A 14,250-nucleotide genomic window follows, 5' to 3' on the forward strand; every position below is an offset into this window, starting at 1 on the left:
CCAGCACACCGGCCTGCTGGCGCGCGGTCGACGGCTCAGCGTTCGTCGACCGCGCCCAGCACCGGCTTGACGTCCAGGACCGGGGTCCCGTCGAGGGCCTCCAGATCTGCCACCTGGACACGCAGGCCGTCCACCGTCAGGACCCGCACCCGGTGCAGCCCGATCGGGTTGGGCCGGTGCGGGGAGCGGGTGCTGAACACGCCGGTCTCCGGCCGGCTCTCGTCGCCGCGCGGGTGCACCGCCAACACGTCCCGCCGGGCGCGGTCCAACCAGGTCAGCACCAGCAGCTCCGCGCCGACGTGCAGGTCGCCCAGGGCCCGTTCGACAGGCGCGTCGAAGATCAGCCACGCGGTTGGCGAGCCCTCGTCGCCCTGACGCGGCGCGCTCGCCGCGTCGGTCAGCGGCGAGACGACCCGCCCGACCGGTCGCAGCAGGTACGTGTCATCGTTCGCCGCCTCGACCACTGTTGCTCCCCTCTGGACGGTCCCAACCTAACCTCGCCGCGGCGCTAGGATCTTGAACATGGCCGCCGACTCGCCCGCCCCCGTTGTCCGTCAGCTGCGACTCGTGGTGGAGGCCGCCGACCACGACGCCGCCGTCGCGTTCTTCCGCGACGCACTCGGCATGCCGGAGGAGGCGGCGTTCAGCGGCGACGGCGACGCCAGGGTGGTGATCCTGGACGCCGGCCGCGCCACCCTGGAGATCGCCAACCCGGCGCAGAAGCGCATGATCGACGAGGTTGAGGTGGGGCGGCAGGTCGCGCCCCGCATCCGGGTGGCCTTCGAGGTCGACGACGCCGAGGCGACCACCACCCGGTTGGTCGCCGCCGGGGCCAGCGAGGTCGCCCCGCCCACCCGCACGCCGTGGCAGTCGCTCAACTCCCGCCTCGACGCCCCGGCCGACCTGCACATCACCATCTTCCAGGAGCTGGGCACCGGGGTGGACGACGATGACCCCGGACATGACGGCGACGTCTGAGCGGCGCGGCCCGCGCGCCGCCGCTCTCACCCCGGCGCAGACGGCTGCCGTCGCGTACGTGCGGTCGTCGGCCGTGGTCGAACGTCCTGCCGCGCTGGCCACCATCGCCCGGCAACTCACCACCGCCGACCTCGGCCACCGCCCGGAGCATCTGCTCGGGGCCATCGGGTCCGGGCGGCTGACCGTCAACTTCCACCCCGACCGGTTGTGTGCCGACGGTCGGACCGTCGCCGACGCGCTGGCCGAGGACGGGGTCTACCGCAGCCAGTTCGTCACCGGGATCTCCAACGGTGGGCTCACCGCGTATCCCGGTGGTGACCGGGACCGCTGGGAGCACCGGATGTTCGGCGGCGCGTACCAGCGGCCCGGCGTGACGCCGGCGCAGCGGCCCACGTACGGCGGCCTGAACCTGCTCGGCCACGCGGACGGCGCCTGCCCCCGCTTCGGTTCCTGCCACCTGCGGCTGCGCCCGGCGGTGCTGAGCCGGGCGACCTTCTGCCTCGGCGACAGCCATCTCAGCCCGGAGGTGGTGGGCACGGCCGACGCGTTCGAGGCGGTGCTCGCCGGGCTCCTGGCCGGCGTCGCCGCCACAGGCGAATGCCTGGGCCGCGCCGGGACGGGCGTCGCCGTGCTGGCGCGGACGTTGCTGGACCAGCCGACCAGCCCGGGCGCGGTAGGTCGCGCGCTGGACGACTACGTGGAGGCCCAGGTCCACGGCACGCTCGACCTCGCGTACGACGTCGAGGAGTTGGTGGTCGACCCGTCCTTCGCCGGCACCCCGACCGGCGCGACCCTGGAATCGATCGCGGGGCGGTTCGGTTTCCCGTTGCGATGGCACCCCGGTTTCGTGCTGGCCGTCGACCAGGTCGACGCGGAGTTCCGGGGCCCGGCGATCCCCGTGCTGGCAGCCCGGGTGCACCGGGAGTTCGCCCGGTCGGGCGACCCGGTGGACGCTGCGCTGATCGGTCGGGCAGCTGCCTCGGTGGTCGTCGAACCGCACCGCTGGGCGGATCGTGGCCCGATCGCGGACACCCTTCAGCACCTCAAGCAGCTCTGGCACGTGCTGGTCCGCTTCGGCACGCCGTACGGCACCTGACCTGCCGGCTCGTCACCTCTGCGTCGATCGTCCGTTTCCCGCCGGTCTTTCGCCGGTGTGGTGGGCCGTCCCGTTTCCCCAGGTGACCGGGACCGCACCTCACCCAGGCCCCGGCATTTCCGGAATGACCGACACGTGAACCTGGTTGTGTCCCCCGTACCGCCGGAGCCCAAACCCTTTCCGCGGTCATCTCCCGAGGAGTGTTCACCCCGGAGCGCTCCGCACGATCGAAAGGGCAACCATCGTGAAGGTCGACTTCACTCGATGGCTCCCCGCCATCGCTAAGGACTCGTACCGCAAGACCGCGCTGAGCGTGGCGGGTGTGGCCGCTCTCGGTGGTCTGGCCCTCGCGCCGACCGCGGTCGCCGCACCGGTCACCTCCGGACCGCACCAGGGCGCCGTCGCCGCCATCGACCGCGCCACCGGCAAGGCAGCCACCCAGGCCCGCCAGGACGACCAGCCCGTCGAGTCGGGCCTCACCACCGGCTCCGCCACCGGCAAGCCGCCGGCGGGCAAGCCCAGCCGCGACCAACTGATCCCGCACGGCATCGAGGGCGCCCAGTCGCGGGTACCGCTCGACGACGCACAACTGGCCAACGCCCGGGCGATCGTCGACGCCGCCAAGAAGACCGGCGTCGGTGACCGGGGCGCGGTGATCGGCGTCGCCACCTCGCTGCAGGAGTCGAAGCTGTACAACCTCGGCCACCTCGGCGCCTACAACGACCACGACTCGCAGGGCCTGTTCCAGCAGCGCCCGTCGTCCGGTTGGGGCACGCCCGACCAGATCACCGACCCGGAGTACTCCGCCACGGCGTTCTTCACCGCGCTCAAGAACGTCGGCGGCTGGCAGGACCTGCCGCTGACCACCGCCGCGCAGACCGTCCAGGTCTCGGCCTTCCCCTACGCGTACGCGCAGTGGGAGGAGCAGGCGGCGGACATCGTCCAGCAGATGTGGTGACACCCGCACACAAGGCCGGCCGGCTCCCCCACGGGAGCCGGCCGGTTTTGTGCTGCTCGGTTGTGCTGCTCGGTGTCGTGCTGGCTTGTGTCGTGCTGTTTTCGTGCTGGTCGGCTGCTCAGCAGGCGGAGTAGAGGCGCCGGGTGCCGACGCCCGCGGCGTACGCGTCCCGGTCGCTGAACCGGCAGCCGTAGTCCGGCCGGGCCACCACCGCCGGGTCGGTCACGGTGTCGCCGGCCGGGCGCTTGCCGGTGCGTACCCAGGACGTCAGGTCGTCCCAGGCGGCGCCGGCCTCCGCCGGGCTGAACTCGCAGTGCTGCGTGGCTCGGATGGCCCGCTGGACCACCAGCCTGCTGCGACCGTTGCGCGCCACGTCACTGGCGTACGCCTGCTCCATGCTGAACGGGACGAACATGTCACCGAGGCCGTGCAGGCTGAGCACTGGCGCGGTGGGCCGACCAGCGATCCGCGGCACCTCGGTCAGCGTCGGCAGGAGCCGCTGCACGACGTTCTCCGGGGCGACCCGCTGCACTGTGGCGTTGACGTTCACCGGGCTGTTCGGGGCGTACCGGGTGAGCAGGTTGGTGGACAGCTGACCGGGCCGCTGGGCGGGGGAGTTGCCGCTGCCGGTGGGCACGCTGATCGAGAAGAGGAAGTCCTTCCACACCGCGAACGCGGCGTCGGCTCCCGGACGCGGCCCGCCCGAACGGTTCACCGTGATCGCCCGCAGTTGCCTGCCCCGCTCGGTGGTGGTGTCCGGCCCGGTGGGAGTCAACCCGGCCAGACCGAGCGCCACCTGGATGCGGGGCACCGCGTTGGTCAGGTAGTCGGCCGGGGTGGGATAGGCCGGCACCTCGGCGAGCGCCTGCGCGACCAGGTTGTAGTCCAGGTAGAAGTCCAGCAGCGTCTGATCGCCGAGCACCCCGCACATCGGCAGCGCCCCGTCGTAGTAGCCGGGATACTGCTCCAGCGAACGCCCGATGACGTACCCGCCCATGGATACCCCGGCGATGTAGGTGTGCTGCGGCCGGCGGACCGTCCGCCCGAAGTGGTCGGCGAGATCCTTGGTGCCCAGCACCCCCGACCGGATGTCGAAACCGTTGCGGTCGTACGACGACGACGCCCACGCGTACCCCTGATCCAGCAGTCGCTGGCGCAGCCCGAAGCCCGGCTGCTCCGGCGACAGCACCGTGCCCTGGCCCCGGTAGCCGTGCGCCCACAGAACCAGGTCACCGTTCCACCGGGCGGGGACCTCGATGATGTAACCGGCGTGGCGGTGCACGCCCTGACGTACCGTCGTCGGCTTGCCGCTCACGACCAGCGGAGCCAGCGGCGGATTCTCGATGGTGTACCCGGGCAGCGGCTCGCCGCCTTTCGGGTCGCGACCGGTGGCGCTGGCCGGCGCGGCGCCGGCCAGACCGACCGCGAGGGTCAGCGTCGCGGTGGCGGCGAGCAGCCGGCGAAGGGTACGAACGGGTGTGGACAGCATCGATGCTCCCCATCGGACGGACGTCGCCCGGGGGCGACCAGGCGGGACGGTTGCCTACCGGCCGGTAGCGTCCTGAACCTAGGACCGCCGTCGAACAGTGTCAATGGCTACGCTGATCGGCCGGTCAAGCACGACTGTCCGGCCGATCAGCCCGGGGCGCGCTCCCCATGCCGGCGCTCTCGTCGGCCGTCTGCCCTCGTGTTCCGCCTCGTCGTGCCGGGGCGGCGCTCTCGTCGGCGTCCTCCCTCGTGTTCCGGGCGGCGATCCGTTCTTTGCCGGGCGTCTGTCGTTCGCCGTACCCGGTCGCGCGGGTCGGTGAGTCGGTCAGGTTGACTGGTCGCCGTGGACGAGTCGATCTGGGAGGCGGCCCGCGCGTCGCGTAGCTGGTTGGACGCGGCGAACGGGGCCGGGCAAACCGAACTGACCTGCCGCATCCTCAAGCTGACCGAGGAGGCGGGGGAGGCGTCGGCCGCCTGGATCGGTCTGCTCGGGCAGAATCCGCGCAAAGGTGTCACCCACACGCGCGATGATGTCGCGGCAGAGTTGGCCGACGTCGCCTTCACGGCGTTGGTGGCCATCGAGAGCCTGGGGCTGGACGCGCAGACGGTCCTGGACGCCTGCGCCGCGAAGGTGCGCTCCCGCCTCACGGGCTGAGTGGCACTCGTTCGTGCCAGCCGTCGCGATCTGACCCGGCCAGCCTTCCCGATCCTGTCCGGCTGGCTTTCGTAGTCCTGGTCAGCCTTGGCCCGGCCGGTCGGCTCGCACGACTCTGCCGTATTTGCCTGGATTGCCACGCGCTGATCCGTCCAGTGAGCTGGTGATCGACTCGGCTTTCACGAAGTCGGGGTGTCATGCCGTCCCGGATGCCCCGATTTTCAGAAAGCCGAGTGGATCAAGGTCAATCGGGTGGCCCTGGGGCCCAGTCATGTTCGACGCGTAGGGGTGCCTGTCCGCTATAGGTATTTGTGTCAGGTGCGCCAATGGTCGAGGCGCGAGGTTCGGGGCCTTCGGGGCGCTTGGCCTGTGACCGGGTGCACCGGTGGGTCGGAATGATGGCCGGGGCGGGGTCGTTACACACTCTGACGATCGCAGGACCACCGCCTCACCGCCCCGCCCGCCGGGGTTGGAACAGCTGGTGGCGGGGTTGGAATGCCGACCCGGCCCGCATCGTTGAAGCCTCCCCAGCACCCCGCTCCATCGGGTGCCACGGAATGCCCCGGCCCCGGAATGACCCCGGGCCCCCGGTCGTTACACATGGACCCGGCGCCCGAGCCCTCCGCTCGCAGGCCGCCGACCCGGCCCCGCAAGCCCCCCGCTTGACGGTGCCGATCTCCCTAAGACTTTTCCCCTTTGTTTGATGCAGCGCCGGACGAGGTGCTCACACCCTTGCGTCGCCGACCCCCATTGGCGGTGCGGGTGTTCCTACCCCCGAAGGAGCTACCCCCATGAACACGATCTTCCGTAAGAGCATGCTGTCTGTTGCTGGTCTCGCGTTCGCCGGTGGTGTCTTCGCCGGCCCGATCGCCGCCCACGCCAACCCCGTGGATGCCAAGCCGGTGGCGGTGGCGGTGCAGTCGGCCGCCCCGAAGCCCCAGGGCGACCAGTCCCACATCACGTTGAATGATGAGCAGACGGCGAACGTCAAGGCGATCATCGCCGCCACGAAGAAGGCCGGCCTGCCCGAGCGCGCCGCAGTGATCTCGATCGCGACGAGCCTGCAGGAGTCGAAGCTGGAAAACCTGGGCCACCTCGGCGACAAGAATGACCACGACTCGCTGGGCCTGTTCCAACAGCGCCCGACCAGTGGTTGGGGCACGCCGGAGCAGATCACCGACCCCGCCTACTCCACCACCGCGTTCCTCAAGGGCCTCCGCCAGGTCGACGGGTGGCAGGACATGGCGCTGACCGACGCCGCGCAGACCGTCCAGGTCTCCGCCTACCCCGACGCCTACGCCCAGTGGGAGCAGCAGGCCACCGACCTCGTCGCCCAGCACTGGAACAGCTGACCCACCAACACTGAAAGACCCGACCGCTGGCCGGTACCCCCACCCGGGGTGCCGGCCAGCGGCATATCCCGCACAACCACAAGGACACCGACAACAAGGCCCGGCAGACCTTGGACACTTTCCGTTAGCCGCTAACGGAAAGTGTCCAAGATCTCGCGTTGGCGACGCGCCGGAGTGCCGTGATCGGCGCGGAGTGATCCGATCGGCGGACGGGTACGTACCTCCCGACGGGGACCGGCGGAGGGACAGGGAATGGCCGCGGTGGGGTACGGCACGGATCGCGAACCGGAGTCACCGCCGGAACCTGCCGACGACGCCACACCAGGGCGCTGGTCCACGAGGGTTCGCCTGTTGGTGGCTGCCGCAGCCGTCGTGCTTGTCCTTGGCGCGGCCGCCGTGGCTGTGATCGTCGCCGACCCTGACCGCCTCGGCATGACCTACTCCGGCGCACCCGACGGCACCCGAGCAGATGGCACCCGAGCGGACGGCACGCGACCGGACGGCACGCGACCGGACGGCACCCGACCGGACGGCACCTGGCCCGGTGACGCCGGCCGTCCCGGAGGTGAGGACCCGGACTCGCCTGACGGCCGACCGGGTGCGGCTGGCGGGGAGTTGCTGACCGCGCCGCTGGCGGGCCGCCAGAAGGGCACCTTCGTGCTCGCGGACGGGCTGTCCTCGTTCGAGCTGGGGGTGGCTGATCTGGGGGATGACCTGTACCGGATCAGCAGCCCGGCAGGTTCGGGTGTGCTGGGTCGACCGACTGTGGTCGGCGAGACCGTCCGGCTTGAGGTCGTGAAGTCAGGGGCTTCCGAGACGCGCAGCCTGCGGGTGGCGCTCAACGAGCGGGTCGCCTGGCGTCTTCAGCTCGTCGGCGGGGTGAGGAGTCAGGTGCTGGATCTGACCCGAGCCCGGCTGCTGGGAGTGGAACTCGCCGGCGGGTCGTCGCGCACCGAGATCCTGCTGCCACCGATCACCGCCACCAGCACCGGCAACGCGAGCGACCCGAGCATCATGACCGTACGACTCACCGGTGGGACCAGCCAGCTCGACATCCGGGCCGCCGGGGAGACGCCGGTGCGGGTCCGCGCGGGAGCTGGCGCCGGCTCGGTTGTGGTACGCGACAACCGCTGGGATGGGGTGGCGGCGGGTGCGGTGTTGAGTACGCCGGGCTGGGACCGCTCGGCCGCGCGGTTGTTCCTGGATCTGGTCGCGGGCGCCAACACCGTGACCGTGTCCGCCAACCGGTAAGCCAGCAACCGCTGAGCCCAACCCCAACCCGCTGCACCCAACCCCCTGCGCCCAACCCGCTGTGCAACAAGCCGCTGAGCCAACCCGGCGGACCCCACCCGCCCTGCTGGAAGCGCCGCGGTCGAGGGCGGGCGTGAGCGTACAGTCGGGCGGTGGAGCGTACTGAATCGATGCTGGCGCAGACCCGACCACCTGGTGTGGCCGACGTTGATCCCGGCAGCGTGCTGCTGCCCGGCCACGACGTGCCGTTGGGTCGGTACACCACGGTGCGGCGACTGCTGCCGCAGCGTCCCCGCCGGATGGTTGGCGCGTGGTGCTTCGTCGACCATTTCGGCCCGGACGATGTGGAGCAGCGGCCTGGCATGGAGGTGCCGCCGCACCCGCACACCGGTCTGCAGACGGTGACCTGGTTGCTGGAAGGGGAGATCCTGCACCGGGACAGCCTCGGCAACGTGCAGCCGATCCGGCCCGGTCAGCTCAACGTGATGACCTCCGGTAACGGGATCGCCCACTCGGAGCGGTCGCCGGCCGTCCACCCGCCGGTGATGCACGGCGTGCAGCTCTGGGTGGCTCTGCCGGACCCCGCGCGGGCCGGGGCGGCGGACTTCGCGCACCACGCGGACCTGCCGCGCTGGCGGGACGGCGATCTGGACTGCACCCTGCTGGTCGGCGAGTTCGGCGGGCATCGGTCACCGGCGGTGGTGCACACCCCGCTGGTGGGTGTGCAGGTCGAGCTGGGTGGCGAGGCGCCGACGACGCTGTCGCTGCGGCCCGATTTCGAGTACGCGTTGCTGGCGATGTCCGGGTCGGCGGAGGCCGCCGGGGTCGGGTTCGAGCCGGGGGCGTTGCTCTATCTGGGCTCGGGCCGCCGCGAGCTGACCGTGCGCGGTGGGGCCGGGGCACGGTTGTTGCTGCTGGGCGGTACGCCGTTCGAGGAGCCGCTGGTGATGTGGTGGAACTTCGTGGGCCGCTCCCACGAGGAGATCGCCGCCGCACGGGAGGACTGGATGGCGGGGGACCGACGATTCGGGGTGGTGGCCGACGACTCGGCGCCTCCGCTGCCGGCGCCCGCCCTGCCCACGACCCGTCTCAAGGCCCGCGACCGCACCGGTGGCCTGCACAGCTGACACCACGCCAGGGCGCCCACGCCAGGGCCACACGCAGGCCCGAGCCTGCACGGGCGCCAGCACATCGCGCCGTGTGACCCACTGTCGCGCGGGTAGTCGTCGACATGCCGACCACTCTGATCACCCCGGTCGAGGACCGGAAGCGCCTGGCGCGCCGGCTCGCCGGTAGCGGGCGGGGCTTCGCCGAGCAGTACGGCTTTCGGGTGACCAACAACCCGGCGAGCCTGTTCCAGGTGCTCTATCTTGCGGTGCTGCTGGCCCGTCGGGGTGACTTCCGCCGGGCGTTGGACGGGGCTCGGGCGTTGCGTGACGAGGGGTGGGACAGCGCCGCGAGGCTGGCCCGGTCGTTGCACGAGGACCGGGTACGGGTGCTGCGCGCCAGCGGTCAGCGCGGTGACGTGGACGCGTTGGCCAGCGCGCTCGGTGACCTGGGCCGCACTGTGGTCGAGCGGTACCGGGGCGATCTGCGCCGGTTGCGGGCGGTGGCGCACCACGATCCGGTCCGGGAGCGGGCGCTCCTCGCCGAGCTTCCCGGCGTGGACGATCAGGTCGTCGACCTGTTTCTGCGTGAGGCGCAGGCACTGTGGCGGGAGGTTGCCCCGGTCGCGGACCGACGGGCGTTGGCCGCGGCCCGTCGCCTCGGGCTGGGCAGGTCGGCGAACGACCTGGCCGGTCTGGCCAGCGGTGAGTCGGAGCAACTGGCCTGGTTGGTGGGGGCGCTGGCCCGGGTCGACCTTGAGCACCGGTACGCGGAGGTCACGGGCAGGCCGTGACGTGCCCTGGCCCACACTTCGCCAAATTCTGACCAAACGGAGGATGTTCTGTCGTATGGTTGGACCCGGCAGTGCTGGCCGCTCGGTTCGAGCGGGCATCCACCGCCTGGTGACCGCGACCGGTTCGGAAGCGGCTCACCGCCTGGGCAGGTTTGCGTGGCGCCCTAGGTCGCGGTTCGTGACCAGGGGCGCCCGCCTGTCCCGGCGATTCAGGCGAGCCCCCACCCCGTGACGCCCCCGGGGTCGCCAGGCCGCTCAGCCAGCCGACAGAGCCATTCCAACGGCCCAGCCTCAGCGTGCCAGGCCCGCCAGCAGGTTCACGGTCACGGCGATGATGAACGCGCCGAACAGGTACGACACCATCGAGTGCCGCAGCACCGTACGACGCATCTCGTTGCTGGTCAGGTTGGTGTCGGAAACCTGGAACGTCGCCCCGATGGTGAACGCCACGTACGCGAAGTCGGAGTAGCGCGGCGGGTCGTGCTGGTTGAAGTTCACCCCGCCGTCCGGGCCGGTGTAGTAGATCCTGGCGTAACGGGCGGCGAAGACGGTGTGCACCACGAACCAGGAGAGCACCACGCTCAGCACGCCCAGGCCGCTGTGCAGTTCCCGGGCCATGCCGGGTGGCGCGCTCTGCGCGCTGGCCACGACCAACCCCACGGCCAGCAGGCTGGCCAGGCAGGCGACCAGAAGCAGCGCGTCCCGGATCGCCCGGTTCGGGTCCTCGTGTACGGCCAGTTCGGCGGTGCGCTCGGCGTCCATCGGCCAGATTTTGTGCCAGACCAGCACGAGCCAGCTCAGTGCGCCCACGTCCCAGCCGGCCAGCGCGGCGAGCGGCACTGGCAGCATCAGCGTGAAGACGCCGCCGGCGATGACGCCGACCACCGCCACCACGGCCAGCTGCTTCGCGGCAGCCGGGAAACGTACGTCCGCTGGGCGGTCGGGGCCGGTCTGGGTCATCCGGGACGCTCCCGGGTCGGGGTGGTGGGCGCCACCGCCGGGTCAGATGCCGCGCAGATGCTGCGAGACCCGGTTGTGCTTCTTGTCCCGGGCCTGCTCGGCCCGCTGGGCGGGGCTCACCTCGGGCGCGGCCTCGATCCCGGCCGACCGGGCCACCTCGGTCCCGTTGGCGTAGTCCACCGGCGGGAGGGCGCGCAGCGCCTTCAGCACGTCCGGCGGGGCGCCTTCCCGTTCGGCCTCGCGGACCACGTCGTTCTTCTCGGCCGGGTAGTCCAGGCTCGACAGGTACTGCAGGACGTCGGCGTAGCTCGCCATGGCATGGGCTCCCTCGGGCATCGATGTGGTGACGACCGGCGGCGGTTACCCGCCCGCCGGCCGGTCACGCCCACCCGGCGCAGGAAACCGGTGCCGTTTCCGCCGGGCCGTCGCGGGTACCCGCAGGCGCCGACGCGAGCCAAGGGAGTACGCGATGAACTACGACACCTTCATCGACCAGGTTTCCCAGCGCACCGCGACGTCGTCCGAGCGAGCGGTCGAGTTGACCCGGGCCGTGCTGGAGACGTTCGCGGAGCGGTTGACCGGCGGTGAGAACCTGGATCTGGCCGCCCAGCTGCCCCAACCGTTGCAACTGGTGCTCAAGCCGAGCCCGAGCACCGAGCAGGCCGACCGGTTCGGTGCTGCCGAGTTCGTCGCCCGGGTCGCGTTGCGCGCCGGGGTGGAGGAGTCGGCCGCCCGGGACGCCAGCCGGGCGGTCTTCACCACCCTGCGTGAGGCGATCACCGGTGGTGAGTTCGACGACGTGGCGACTCAGCTGCCGCGTGACTACCGGGGTCTGGTCGAGCAGGCAATGGCTCCCGGGGCGACGCTGCGCCGTGGCTGACGGGCACGACGCACAGCGGTCGTCCCGGGCACGCACAGCGGTTTACCAGGGCAACCATCGATGTCCCGCTTGGCATGGCGATTCAGCCTGGCCTAACCTTGTCGTGGCGAGGGGAGTACTTCCCACGAACCATTCCGGTCAGTACGGCGCGCCCGGCGCGCCTCGGGTGGTTGCCCATCAGGTGGTGGGTGAAGGAGACCTCGAACATGACGGTGTTCGAGGAGACCCCACATGAGCGAAGTGTCATATCTGTCCGCCGCCAGTGACCTGTCGTCGGTGGGCACGCCCACGCTGTGGGCGGTCACCATCATCGGCGTACTCCTGCTGCTGGTGCTTGACTTCCTGGTCACGCGTCGCCCGCACGAGGTGTCGATGCGGGAGGCCATCGGCTGGTCGGCGTTCTACATCGCGCTGCCGCTGGCGTTCGGCGCCTGGATCTGGTCGCGTTACGGCTCCCAGCAGGGCGTGGAATACCTCACCGGTTACCTGGTGGAGAAGTCGCTCTCGGTCGACAACCTGTTCGTCTTCATGCTGCTGCTGGCCGCGTTCGCGGTGCCGGCGGTGCTCGCCCAGCGGGTGCTGCTCTACGGCATCGCCGGCGCGCTGGTGCTGCGGGCCGTCTTCATCGCCCTCGGCGCGGCGGCGTTGCAGACCCTCGACTTCGCCTTCCTGCTCTTCGCGATCATCCTCCTCGCCACCGCGGTGAAGCTGCTGCGCGACGCCATGTCCGGGCATCAGCAGGAAGTCGACATCAACAAGATGCGCTCGGTGAAGCTGCTGCGCAGGTTCATGCCGGTGGTCGACGAATACCACGGCACCAGGATGACCGTCCGGCAGGGCGCGAAGCGGGCACTCACCCCGTTCGCCCTGGTCGTGGTCGCGGTGCTGGCCACCGACATCGTGTTCGCTGTCGACTCGGTGCCGGCGGTCTACGGCATCACCGAGGACCCGTACCTGGTCTTCGCCACCAACGCGTTCGCCCTGCTCGGCCTGCGGGCGCTCTACTTCGTCCTGCACGCGGCGCTGAGCCGGCTGGTGCACCTCAGCTACGGCCTGGCCGTCATCCTGGCGTTCATCGGCCTCAAGCTGGGTCTGCACTGGGCGCACGGCATCTGGGACAGCGTGCCGGAGATCCCCACCCTGGCCTCGCTCGGCGTGATCATCGGTGTGCTGGTGGTGGTCACCCTGACCAGCCTGCGCGCCACCCGCGGCGGAGACCTGCCCGAGGACCGCAAGGTGGTCGCGGAGCGGCACTGACCGCGCCCCGCCGGGGCGACGAGGAGGTACGCGGGAAAGCTCCCGCCCCGGCCGGCGCGGGTGGTACGACTGTGCAATGGGAATCGTGTCACCGGGCTTTCAGGGTCGGCCCCGAACGCAGGAGCCGGCCCTGCCACCCGGTCAGTACCTGACCGAGGACTTCCCGGTGCTCTCGGCCGGCCCGACGCCCCGGGTCTCCCTGGACACCTGGGAGTTCGTCATCGCCGCCGAGAACGGCAGCGAACACCGGTGGTCGTGGCAGGAGTTGATGGCCCTGCCGCAGGAGACGCCGATGGTGGACATCCACTGCGTCACCCGCTGGTCCAAGCTCGGCACCAACTGGCAGGGCGTCTCCCTGGACACGCTCCTCGCCGACGTGGACACGGCTGCGCACTTCGCGCTCGCGCACTCCTACGGCGGGTACACCACCAATCTGCCGCTGGACGACCTGCGCGGCGGCCGTGCCTGGGTGGTGCACACCTTCGACGGCGCGCCGCTGCCCGCCGAGCACGGTGGGCCGGCGCGGTTGCTGGTGCCGCACCTGTACTTCTGGAAGTCCGCCAAGTGGGTGCGCGGCATCCGGCTCAAGACGATGGACGAGCCGGGGTTCTGGGAGACCGCCGGCTACCACGACTACGGCGACCCGTGGCGCGAACAGCGGTACCAGGGTGACTGAGCGCGCCGTGGCGACGAGCAAACCCCGCACGGCCAACCGCTGGCAGGTGGGCCGGCTGGTGGAGCGCCGGGTGGAGACGCCGACCGCGCAGACCCTGGTGCTGGAGGTCCCGGACTGGCCGGGGCACCTGCCCGGGCAGCACGTCGACCTGCGACTGACCGCTCCGGACGGCTACCAGGCCGCCCGGTCGTACTCCATCGCCGGGCCCGTCGTGGACGGGCCGGGCGGGCCGCGCATCGAGGTGACCGTCCAGCGTGTGCACGACGGCGAGGTGTCCCCGTACCTCATCGATGTCTTTTCCGACGGCGACCCGGTGGAGGTCCGCGGACCGCTCGGTGGATGGTTCATCTGGCGGCCGGAGGAGACCGCGCCGGTGCAGCTCGTCGCCGGCGGCTCGGGCATCGTGCCGTTGATGGCGATGATCCGGGCCCGCCGGGCGGCCGGCAACAAGGCGCCGTTCCGGCTGATCTACTCGGTGCGCACCCCCGGGGACGTGATCTACGCCGACGAGCTGCGCCGCCGGGTCCGCGACGACTTCGGCCTGGACATCGCGTACGTCTACACCAGGGAGGCGCCCGAGGGTTGGCGCGGCGAACCGCACCGCATCGGGCTGGCCGACGTCAACACACACGGCTGGCCACCGGACCTGCAACCGCTCACCTACGTCTGCGGGCCGACCGCGTTCGTGGAAACCGTGGCCGATCTGCTGGTGGGGCTCGGCCACCCGTCACGGCAGGTCAAGACCGAACGTTTCGGTCCCACCGGCTGACCGCTCGCCCCGCAACGTCGAGGAGATCCG

At 71.1% G+C, this 14,250-nt stretch carries 16 protein-coding genes; 12 read left to right on the top strand and 4 right to left on the bottom strand.

Features of this window, described 5'->3' with window-relative positions; translation table 11 throughout:
* Positions 1 to 35 precede the first annotated feature (35 nt).
* Positions 36 to 464, bottom strand: a complete 429-nt coding sequence (gene tsaA / locus GA0070619_RS10795) for a tRNA (N6-threonylcarbamoyladenosine(37)-N6)-methyltransferase TrmO (protein ID WP_088947930.1) — start codon at positions 462 to 464, stop codon at positions 36 to 38.
* Between the two features lie 58 nt (positions 465 to 522).
* Between tsaA and GA0070619_RS10800 the strand changes: the two genes are divergently transcribed.
* The 3 genes from GA0070619_RS10800 (at position 523) to GA0070619_RS10810 (ending at position 3,032) form a co-directional block, all read left to right on the top strand.
* Entirely contained in the window at positions 523 to 978 is a 456-nt protein-coding gene (locus GA0070619_RS10800; protein WP_088947931.1) for a VOC family protein, read from the top strand.
* Positions 950 to 2,074, top strand: a complete 1,125-nt coding sequence (locus GA0070619_RS10805) for a DUF3626 domain-containing protein (RefSeq protein WP_231927369.1) — start codon at positions 950 to 952, stop codon at positions 2,072 to 2,074. The genes GA0070619_RS10800 and GA0070619_RS10805 overlap by 29 nt, the downstream gene beginning before the upstream one ends.
* A 244-nt stretch (positions 2,075 to 2,318) precedes the next feature.
* On the top strand, positions 2,319 to 3,032 hold the full coding sequence (locus GA0070619_RS10810) for a hypothetical protein (RefSeq protein WP_088947933.1): 714 nt from the start codon (positions 2,319 to 2,321) through the stop codon (positions 3,030 to 3,032).
* 118 nt (positions 3,033 to 3,150) lie between these two features.
* On the opposite strand, the gene GA0070619_RS10815 is transcribed toward GA0070619_RS10810, so the two are convergent.
* Entirely contained in the window at positions 3,151 to 4,521 is a 1,371-nt protein-coding gene (locus tag GA0070619_RS10815; RefSeq protein WP_088947934.1) for an alpha/beta hydrolase, read from the bottom strand.
* 342 nt (positions 4,522 to 4,863) lie between these two features.
* Between GA0070619_RS10815 and GA0070619_RS10820 the strand changes: the two genes are divergently transcribed.
* The 5 genes from GA0070619_RS10820 (at position 4,864) to GA0070619_RS10840 (ending at position 9,678) form a co-directional block, all read left to right on the top strand.
* Positions 4,864 to 5,175: a MazG-like family protein gene (locus tag GA0070619_RS10820; protein WP_088947935.1), complete on the top strand. Its 312-nt coding sequence runs from the start codon at positions 4,864 to 4,866 to the stop codon at positions 5,173 to 5,175.
* Between the two features lie 791 nt (positions 5,176 to 5,966).
* Positions 5,967 to 6,527 carry a hypothetical protein gene (locus GA0070619_RS10825; protein ID WP_088947936.1) on the top strand — a complete coding sequence of 187 codons (561 nt, stop codon included), beginning with the start codon at positions 5,967 to 5,969 and terminating at the stop codon, positions 6,525 to 6,527.
* A gap of 354 nt (positions 6,528 to 6,881) precedes the next feature.
* Complete coding sequence (locus GA0070619_RS10830) at positions 6,882 to 7,778, top strand: hypothetical protein (RefSeq protein WP_231927370.1); 897 nt, start codon at positions 6,882 to 6,884, stop codon at positions 7,776 to 7,778.
* 152 nt (positions 7,779 to 7,930) lie between these two features.
* Positions 7,931 to 8,905, top strand: a complete 975-nt coding sequence (locus tag GA0070619_RS10835) for a pirin family protein (RefSeq protein WP_088947937.1) — start codon at positions 7,931 to 7,933, stop codon at positions 8,903 to 8,905.
* A gap of 104 nt (positions 8,906 to 9,009) precedes the next feature.
* Complete coding sequence (locus GA0070619_RS10840; RefSeq protein ID WP_088947938.1) at positions 9,010 to 9,678, top strand: hypothetical protein; 669 nt, start codon at positions 9,010 to 9,012, stop codon at positions 9,676 to 9,678.
* Between the two features lie 291 nt (positions 9,679 to 9,969).
* Here GA0070619_RS10840 and GA0070619_RS10845 read toward each other — a convergent pair whose 3' ends face one another.
* Positions 9,970 to 10,638, bottom strand: coding sequence for a DUF1345 domain-containing protein (locus GA0070619_RS10845; RefSeq protein ID WP_088947939.1), 669 nt, complete (start codon positions 10,636 to 10,638; stop codon positions 9,970 to 9,972).
* A 42-nt stretch (positions 10,639 to 10,680) separates the two neighbouring features.
* Entirely contained in the window at positions 10,681 to 10,953 is a 273-nt protein-coding gene (locus GA0070619_RS10850; RefSeq protein WP_088947940.1) for a DUF2795 domain-containing protein, read from the bottom strand.
* 154 nt (positions 10,954 to 11,107) lie between these two features.
* Here GA0070619_RS10850 and GA0070619_RS10855 point away from each other — a divergent pair, with 154 nt between their 5' ends.
* From GA0070619_RS10855 to GA0070619_RS10870, 4 genes are all read left to right on the top strand, one after another.
* The gene (locus tag GA0070619_RS10855; RefSeq protein ID WP_088947941.1) at positions 11,108 to 11,518 is read left to right on the top strand and encodes a DUF2267 domain-containing protein; all 411 of its coding nucleotides are present in this window, start codon (positions 11,108 to 11,110) and stop codon (positions 11,516 to 11,518) included.
* 231 nt (positions 11,519 to 11,749) lie between these two features.
* On the top strand, positions 11,750 to 12,775 hold the full coding sequence (locus tag GA0070619_RS10860) for a TerC/Alx family metal homeostasis membrane protein (RefSeq protein ID WP_088947942.1): 1,026 nt from the start codon (positions 11,750 to 11,752) through the stop codon (positions 12,773 to 12,775).
* Between the two features lie 76 nt (positions 12,776 to 12,851).
* On the top strand, positions 12,852 to 13,451 hold the full coding sequence (locus tag GA0070619_RS10865; RefSeq protein WP_088947943.1) for a sulfite oxidase-like oxidoreductase: 600 nt from the start codon (positions 12,852 to 12,854) through the stop codon (positions 13,449 to 13,451).
* Between the two features lie 7 nt (positions 13,452 to 13,458).
* Entirely contained in the window at positions 13,459 to 14,220 is a 762-nt protein-coding gene (locus tag GA0070619_RS10870; protein WP_088951712.1) for a ferredoxin reductase, read from the top strand.
* The last annotated feature ends 30 nt before the right edge of the window (positions 14,221 to 14,250 follow it).

Source organism: Micromonospora zamorensis (genome assembly GCF_900090275.1).
GTDB classification, from domain to species: domain Bacteria; phylum Actinomycetota; class Actinomycetes; order Mycobacteriales; family Micromonosporaceae; genus Micromonospora; species Micromonospora zamorensis.

Excerpts from the sequence above, each read along its gene's own strand:
- GA0070619_RS10865 (WP_088947943.1), top strand. The coding sequence starts at position 12,852 with ATGGGAATCGTGTCACCGGGCTTTCAGGGTCGGCCCCGAACGCAGGAG.
- GA0070619_RS10860 (WP_088947942.1), top strand. The coding sequence starts at position 11,750 with ATGAGCGAAGTGTCATATCTGTCCGCCGCCAGTGACCTGTCGTCGGTG.
- GA0070619_RS10825 (WP_088947936.1), top strand. The coding sequence starts at position 5,967 with ATGAACACGATCTTCCGTAAGAGCATGCTGTCTGTTGCTGGTCTCGCG.
- GA0070619_RS10855 (WP_088947941.1), top strand. The coding sequence starts at position 11,108 with ATGAACTACGACACCTTCATCGACCAGGTTTCCCAGCGCACCGCGACG.
- GA0070619_RS10805 (WP_231927369.1), top strand. The coding sequence starts at position 950 with ATGACCCCGGACATGACGGCGACGTCTGAGCGGCGCGGCCCGCGCGCC.
- GA0070619_RS10850 (WP_088947940.1), bottom strand. The coding sequence starts at position 10,953 with ATGGCGAGCTACGCCGACGTCCTGCAGTACCTGTCGAGCCTGGACTAC.
- GA0070619_RS10815 (WP_088947934.1), bottom strand. The coding sequence starts at position 4,521 with ATGCTGTCCACACCCGTTCGTACCCTTCGCCGGCTGCTCGCCGCCACC.
- GA0070619_RS10840 (WP_088947938.1), top strand. The coding sequence starts at position 9,010 with ATGCCGACCACTCTGATCACCCCGGTCGAGGACCGGAAGCGCCTGGCG.
- GA0070619_RS10800 (WP_088947931.1), top strand. The coding sequence starts at position 523 with ATGGCCGCCGACTCGCCCGCCCCCGTTGTCCGTCAGCTGCGACTCGTG.
- GA0070619_RS10845 (WP_088947939.1), bottom strand. The coding sequence starts at position 10,638 with ATGACCCAGACCGGCCCCGACCGCCCAGCGGACGTACGTTTCCCGGCT.